Below are 6,933 nucleotides of genomic sequence, written 5' to 3'. Positions count from 1 at the left end.
CCTCCACCCGGGCGACCGCCGCGGCGACGGCCTCGCGGTCCACCACGTCCACGGGCTCGACGACCACCCGCGCGTCCGGGCGGGGGATCGGCCGGGGGATCGCGCTCGGCCTGGTCCGGGCCGGCTGGGACGTCGCGCTGGCGGGCCGCACCCGCACGCACCTCGACGCCGTGGCCGAGGAGGTCCGGGCCGCCCGCCCGGACGCGCGGGTGGTCGTCGAGCCCGTGGACGTGGTGGACCGCGAGGCCGTCGCCGCGGCGGTCGCCCGGGTGGAGGAGGCGTTCGCGGACCGCGGCGGGCTGGGGCTGCTCGTGAACAACGCCGGCGTGATCGAGCGGGCCGAGGTCGACCTGGTCGCCGACGACGTCGAGGACGTGTGGCGGGTGATCGAGACGAACGTGCGCGGCCCGCTGCTGCTGGCGCACGCGGTGCTGCCGGCCATGCTGGCGCGGGGCTCCGGGCACGTGGTGAACATCAACTCCGGCTCGGGCCACCGGCCGTCGCGCGTCTACTCGGGCTACGGGATCAGCAAGGGTGCGCTCGCCCGGCTCACCACGATGCTGGACGCGCAGTACGCCGACCGCGGCGTCACGGCGCTGGACGTCGCGCCCGGCGTCGTGGTCACCGACATGACCCAGGCGATGCCGCTGCACGACGACCGCACCGAGTGGACCCCGGTGGAGGCCACCGTGGCGCTGGTGGACGCGTTCGGCTCGGGGCGGCTGGACGCGCTGCACGGGCGGTTCGTCCGGGCGGGCACGGACACCCCGGAGTCGCTGGCGCCCCTGGCCGACCGGATCGTGGCGGCGGACGCCCGGACCCTGCGCCTGGCCCCCTACGGGGAGGACGACCCGGTCGCCTGACGGCCCGGCGGCCCCGCCTCCTCGTCCGGTGGACGATCTGGCCGGACACGCCGACGGCGTGTCCGGCCAGATCGTCCACTCGGGCCCGTGGACCGGGTCAGAGCGCCGGGGAGTCCAGCCGCGCCGGGACGTGGGCGCCCTCGCCCGCGGCGCGCAGGGCGTCCCGCAGGCGCTCGGCCGCCGCGTCGAGCTGCTCGGCCGGGACGTCGTGCCGGGCGTTCGCGAAGCTCAGCTCGCCCTCGCCCCACGCCGGCAGCACGTGCAGGTGCAGGTGCGGCACCTCGAACCCGGCCACGAGCAGCGCGGCGCGCGGGGCGTCCCACGCGGCCTGCTGCGCCCGGCCGATGCACTTCGCGACGACCGCGAGGTGCGCCAGCAGGTCGTCGTCCGCCTCGGTGAACGACGCCACCTCGGTGCGCGGCACGACCAGGACGTGGCCGTCCGTGATCGGGGCGATGGTGCCGAACGCCACCGCGCGGTCGTCGGCCCAGACGAACCGGCCGGGGATCTCGCCGTCGATGATGCGGGTGAACAGGGTCGTCATGCGCCCCACGGTAGCGAGGCGCGGCCCGCCCCGCGCCGGGCGGGCTCAGCCCCCGAGCTTCTCCTGGAGCGCGAGCACCGTCCGCCAGTTGCGGGCCGTGCCGGTCCGCCCGGCCAGCCGGTCCAGCACCCCGGCGGTGACCTTCGACCGGCCGATGCCGTCCGGGTAGTGCACGTACCCCTCGCTGCCGCGCCAGGTGCCCCGCTCGCGCCCGTACCCGGACAGGTCCATCCGCCCGTCGGCCCGCGCCGGCCCGTCGAGGAACACGACGACGAGGTGCGCCGGGTCGTTCGCGGCCGGGCCGGGGTAGGGGTTCGCCGCCACCAGGTCGTCGACCTGGGCCCGCGTGCGGACGGTGAGCGCGAGCGGCCGCCCGACCCGCCCGGCGAGGCCGGTCGTCAGCGCGTCGGCCAGGTCGCCGAGCGTGCCGGGGGAACCGGGGCCGGGCACCAGCAGCAGGTTGCCGGTGGTCAGGTGCGTCGCGACGTCGGCGTGCCCGAGGTCGGCCGCGGCGGCGCGCAGGTCGGCCATCGGCAACGCCGACCGCCCGCCGACGTTCACCGCGCGCAGCAGCACCAGGACCCGCTCGCCGGGCGGGACGGAGGCGGGGTCGGTGGTCGCCATGCCTCCACTGTGCCCGCCCGTCGGCGTCAGAGGTAGCGCAGCGGGTCGAACTCGTCGAGCGGGATGATCCGCAGCCGCGGCAGCGTGACGTTGAAGGCCTTGACGTCGGTCTCCAGGTCGAACGCCTGCAGGCCGCGGTCGGCCAGGTGGCTCAGCGCGGTGCTGGTGAACTCGCGGAACGCCAGCAGGCCGACCCGGCGGTCGCCGCCCAGCAGCGCCTCGACCTCGGGGGCGAAGTCGCCGTCGTGCGAGGCGAGCAGCACGTCGCCCGGCCGGTCGGCCAGCGCCTCGAGGGTGCGCTTGATGCCGATGTCGACGACCTTGCCCTCGCCGGCCAGCGGGATCGGCTGGTACCCGATCGCCAGCAGCGCCTGCACGAACGACATCGGCAGCGTGCCGCTGGTGGCGTTGAGGAAGAACAGCCCCTTGGGCTGCTGGCCCCAGGTGCGGTGCGCGAACTCCAGCACCCGCTCCCAGCGGGGGCGCTGCTCCGGGGTCGGGCGCCCGTTGAAGATCGAGGAGCCGAGGGTCGCGTCGATGTTCTCGCCGTCGACCAGCACGTACGTCGAGCGGACGCCGTCGTTCTGCATCGGGCCAGCGTAGCGGCGCGCCCGGGAGCCGCGTGCGCACGGCGCGGGCGTCCGGTGTGCGGAACAGCGGGGGGGCCGCGACGGTTGGGTGGGTAGATGCGAACGCATGGACCAGCGGACGGAGCGGCGATGACGGTGCGGGACGACGCGGCAGGCGCGACGGGGACGGCGCCCGGCGCGGCGCCGGTGGTGGACGTGCGCGCCGCCGCGGTCGCCTGGGAGGAGCTGTTCCGCGCCCAGGTCGCGATCATGCGCCGGCTCCAGCGCGACCCGATCTGGGACCGCGTCTCCCTGCGCGAGTACGACGTGCTGTTCACGCTGTCCCGCGCCCCGGAGGGACTGCGGCTGCGCGACCTCGGCGAGTCGAGCCTGCTCAGCCAGCCGAGCCTGAGCCGCATGGTCGAGCGCCTGGAGGAGGCCGGCTGGGTGCGGCGCGCGCCGGCCGCGGGCGACGGGCGCGGCGTGGTCGTCGGCCTCACGGCGGACGGCGCGGCCCTCCAGCGGGAGGTCGGCCGACGGCACGTCCAGGCGATCGCCCACTACGTCGGCGGCGCCCTGGACGCGGCGCAGCTCGCGGCGCTCACCGACGTGGCGGGGGCGCTCCGTGCCGCGCAGCCGGGGATCGCCGACCTCGACCGGGCGGACGACGTCGCAGGTCACGTGCCGGGCGGCTCCTGAGCCCGGGGCCGCCCGGGGCATCCGGCGCGGGCGGTCGGAGGCGGTACCGGGGACCTCCGGCCCACGACCCGGCCCGGTCCGCGACGGACCATGGATGTCGGCGGTCCCGGGCCGGGAGGGGGCCGGGCACGACCGCCACGACACAGCCGCTGGAGGGCAGAGCGATGAACGTCCTGGTGACGGTGGCCTCGCGCCACGGTGCCACCGCGGAGATCGGCTCGGCCGTCGCGGAGGTGCTGCGGGCCGGTGGCCACGTGGTGCACGAGGCCGCGCCGGAGGACGTCACCGACCTCGACGGGTACGACGCGGTCGTGCTCGGGTCGGCGGTGTACACGGCGCACTGGATGCCGGCCGCACGCGACCTGGCGGCGCGCCTGGCGGCGGACCTGCGTCGGCGGCACGTCTGGGTGTTCTCCTCGGGCCTCGCGACGCAGCCCGCGGCCCGGGCGAACAGCCCGCACGAGCTGCTGGCACTCATGCGGGACGTCGGGGCGATCGGGCACCGCGCGTTCGCCGGGCGGCTGCTGCGCAGCGAGCTCGCGTTCGCCGAGCGGGCGATCATCGCCGGCGCGCGGGCCAAGGAGGGCGACCACCGGGACTTCGACGCGGTGCGGAGCTGGGCGCGGGACATCGCGGAGCACCTGCAGGCGGTCGCGCCCCGGGCGGCGGCCAGCGCCTGAGCGCGGGTCCGCGCGCCGTGCAAGCCGCTTGCGTGATCGCGTCGTAGACTTGCGCCCATGGCTGGACGGCTCGCGGAGGTCGCGCGGAAGGTCGGGGTGTCCGAGGCGACGGTGAGCCGCGTGCTCAACGGCCGCAGCGGCGTCTCCGAGCAGACGCGCCAGGCGGTGCTGACGGCGCTCGACGTGCTGGGCTACGAGCGGCCCACCAAGCTGCGCGGGGAGCGCGCCCGCCTGGTCGGCCTGGTGCTGCCCGAGCTGCAGAACCCGATCTTCCCGGCGTTCGCCGAGGTCGTGGGCGGTGCGCTCGCCCAGCAGGGCTACACGCCGGTGCTGTGCACGCAGACGGCGGGCGGCGTGTCCGAGGCCGACTACGTCGACCTGCTCCTCACGCAGCAGGTGTCCGGCATCGTCTTCGCCGGCGGCAACTTCGCCCAGCGCGGCGCCGACCACGAGCACTACGCCCTGCTGGCCGACCGCGGCCTGCCGGTGGTGCTCATCAACGCCTCGATCGAGGAGCTGCCGTTCCCGCGGGTGTCCTGCGACGACGAGGTGGCGGTCGAGCAGGCCGTGGGCCACCTGGCGTCGCTCGGCCACACCCGGATCGGGCTCGTGCTCGGGCCCGTCGACCACGTGCCGTCCGAGCGCAAGCTGCACGCCGCCCGCGCCGCCGCGGCCCGGCTCGGCGTCGAGCTCGCCGACGACGCGATCGCCCGCAGCGCGTACTCCCTCGAGAGCGGGCAGGCCGCCGCGACCCGGCTGCTCCGCCAGGGGCTGACCGGGCTGGTGTGCGCGAGCGACCCGCTGGCGCTCGGGGCGATCCGCGCCGCACGCCGGGCGGGGCTGCGCGTGCCGGAGGACGTGTCGGTCGTGGGGTACGACGACTCGCTGTTCATGAACTGCACCGAGCCGCCGCTGACCACCGTGCGGCAGCCGATCGAGCCGATGGGGCGGGCGGCGATCGACCTGCTCGTCGGTCTGATCGGCGGGTACCCGGTGTCGACGGACGAGCTGCTGTTCGAGCCGGAGCTCGTGGTGCGCGGCAGCACCGCCCCGGCCCCCGGGGCCTGACCCGCCTGCGCGCGCCGGGTCCGCGGGTTCCGCGCGTGCTCGCCGGGTCCGCGCGTCCGGCTGAGCGTGCAACCGCCGGCGTCGGCGCGACCTCGTGCGCCCGCGCGAGCGCCGGTCGCGTTTCGGTAACGCTGCTGTCGAGTTCTTGCGCGCACGCCGTCGCCGGATTTAGTGTCCCTGCTACGCGGTCACCGACGACCGCGGATCGGCCGAGAACAGAGGCACGCCGTGGTGCATCCCCCGAGCGACGACCCCACCTGGTGGCGGGACGCCGTGATCTACGAGGTCTACGTCCGCTCGTTCGCGGACGGCGACGGCGACGGCACCGGCGACCTCGCGGGCGTCCGCAGCCGGCTGCCGTACCTGCGGGACCTCGGCGTCGACGCGCTGTGGTTCACGCCCTGGTACGCGTCGCCGATGGCCGACGGCGGCTACGACGTCGCCGACTACCGCGCGATCGACCCGGCGTTCGGCACCCTCGCCGAGGCGGAGGCCCTGATCGCGGAGGCGCTGGCGCTCGGCATCCGCACGATCGTCGACGTGGTCCCCAACCACGTCTCGGACCGGCACCCGTGGTTCCGCGCCGCCCTGGCCGCCGGCCCGGGCTCCCCGGAGCGCGAGCGGTTCTGGTTCCACCCGGGCACCGGCCCGGACGGCGCCGGCATCCCGACGCACTGGGAGTCGAGCTTCGGCGGCGGGACCTGGACCCGGACGACGAACCCGGACGGCACGCCGGGGGAGTGGTACCTGCACCTGTTCACCACCCAGCAGCCCGACCTGAACTGGACCCACCCGGACGTGTGGGCCGAGCACGAGGACGTGCTGCGGTTCTGGTTCGACCGGGGCGTCGCGGGCATCCGGATCGACTCGGCGGCGCTGCTCGTCAAGGACCCGGCGCTGCCGGAGCTGCCCGCCCCCGGCACCACCCCGGCACCCGGCGGCCACCCGCACCTCGACCGCGACGAGCTGCACGACGTCTACCGCGCGTGGCGCAAGGTCGCCGACTCCTACCCGGGCACCCGGGTGCTGGTCGGCGAGGTGTGGCTGGACGACGCCGAGCGGTTCGCGGCCTACCTGCGCCCGGACGAGATGCACACCGCCTTCAACTTCGACGTGATGGCGCAGCCCTGGGACGCGGTGGCGCTCCGGGCCTCGGTCGACCGCACGCTCGCCGCGCACCGCGGCGTCGGCGCCCCGGCCACCTGGGTGCTGTCGAACCACGACGTGACCCGGCCGGTGACCCGGTACGGCCGCGCGGACTCGTCGTTCTCCTTCGCCGCGAAGCGCGCGGGCACCCCGACCGACCTGGACCTCGGCACCCGCCGGGCCCGGGCGGCCGCGCTGCTCACCGCCGCGCTGCCCGGGTCGCTCTACCTCTACCAGGGCGACGAGCTCGGGCTGCCCGAGGTCGAGGACCTGCCGCCCGAGGCGGTGCAGGACCCGATGCACGCGCGGTCCGGCGGGGTGGACCCCGGGCGGGACGGCTGCCGGGTGCCACTGCCGTGGTCGGGGGACCGGCCGCCGTACGGCTTCTCGGCCGACCCGCCGGGCGGGGTGCCGGCCGAGCCGTGGCTCCCGCAGCCCGCCGGCTGGGCGCCCCGCACCGTCGCCGCCCAGGAGGCGGACCCCGGCTCCATGCTCCGGCTGTACCGCGACGCGCTCGCGCTGCGCCGGTCGGAGCCGGGCCTCGGCGACGGCGACCTGCGCTGGCTCGACGCCGGCCCCGGCGTGCTGGCCTTCGCCCGCGGCGACGTGCTCTGCGTCGTCAACCTGTCCGCCGGCCCGGTGGCGCTGCCGCCGCACGGCGGCGTGCTGCTGGCGAGCGGCCCGACCGACGGCGCCGCGCTCGACCCCGACACCGCGGCCTGGCTCCGCGCCGCCTGACC

8 protein-coding genes are annotated in these 6,933 nt (G+C 76.6%); 5 read left to right on the top strand and 3 right to left on the bottom strand.

The features are described from left to right. Window positions 1-863 (top strand): SDR family oxidoreductase (locus MHY85_RS10365; protein ID WP_255732830.1); only part of this gene is annotated, 863 nt, incomplete at its 5' end. Window positions 864-960: 97 nt separating this feature from the next. Here MHY85_RS10365 and MHY85_RS10360 read toward each other — a convergent pair. Genes MHY85_RS10360 through MHY85_RS10350 form a run of 3 tightly spaced genes read right to left on the bottom strand, consistent with a single transcriptional unit; the run spans window position 961 to window position 2,621 of the window. Next, the gene (locus tag MHY85_RS10360; protein WP_239196073.1) at window positions 961-1,407 is read right to left on the bottom strand and encodes an HIT family protein; all 447 of its coding nucleotides are present in this window, start codon (window positions 1,405-1,407) and stop codon (window positions 961-963) included. 45 nt (window positions 1,408-1,452) lie between these two features. Next, complete coding sequence (locus MHY85_RS10355; RefSeq protein ID WP_239196072.1) at window positions 1,453-2,031, bottom strand: DUF1697 domain-containing protein; 579 nt, start codon at window positions 2,029-2,031, stop codon at window positions 1,453-1,455. A 26-nt stretch (window positions 2,032-2,057) separates the two neighbouring features. Continuing rightward, complete coding sequence (locus tag MHY85_RS10350) at window positions 2,058-2,621, bottom strand: NYN domain-containing protein (protein WP_239196070.1); 564 nt, start codon at window positions 2,619-2,621, stop codon at window positions 2,058-2,060. Between the two features lie 129 nt (window positions 2,622-2,750). On the opposite strand from MHY85_RS10350, the gene MHY85_RS10345 reads away from it, so the two are divergent. From MHY85_RS10345 to MHY85_RS10330, 4 genes are all read left to right on the top strand, one after another. Then, window positions 2,751-3,299 (top strand): MarR family winged helix-turn-helix transcriptional regulator, encoded by a 549-nt coding sequence (locus tag MHY85_RS10345; protein ID WP_239196068.1) that lies wholly within the window; start codon window positions 2,751-2,753, stop codon window positions 3,297-3,299. Window positions 3,300-3,463: 164 nt separating this feature from the next. Next, a complete protein-coding gene (locus tag MHY85_RS10340; RefSeq protein ID WP_239196066.1) occupies window positions 3,464-3,979 on the top strand; it encodes a flavodoxin domain-containing protein in 516 nt (171 codons plus the stop codon). A gap of 57 nt (window positions 3,980-4,036) precedes the next feature. Further along, the gene (locus MHY85_RS10335) at window positions 4,037-5,047 is read left to right on the top strand and encodes a LacI family DNA-binding transcriptional regulator (protein ID WP_239196064.1); all 1,011 of its coding nucleotides are present in this window, start codon (window positions 4,037-4,039) and stop codon (window positions 5,045-5,047) included. 228 nt (window positions 5,048-5,275) lie between these two features. Further along, a complete protein-coding gene (locus MHY85_RS10330) occupies window positions 5,276-6,931 on the top strand; it encodes a glycoside hydrolase family 13 protein (RefSeq protein WP_239196062.1) in 1,656 nt (551 codons plus the stop codon). Window positions 6,932-6,933 lie beyond the last annotated feature (2 nt).

Origin of the sequence: Cellulomonas sp. ACRRI (assembly GCF_022346185.1) — a bacterium.
Lineage (GTDB): Bacteria > Actinomycetota > Actinomycetes > Actinomycetales > Cellulomonadaceae > Cellulomonas.
This window is presented reverse-complemented; position numbering and strand designations above follow the sequence as displayed.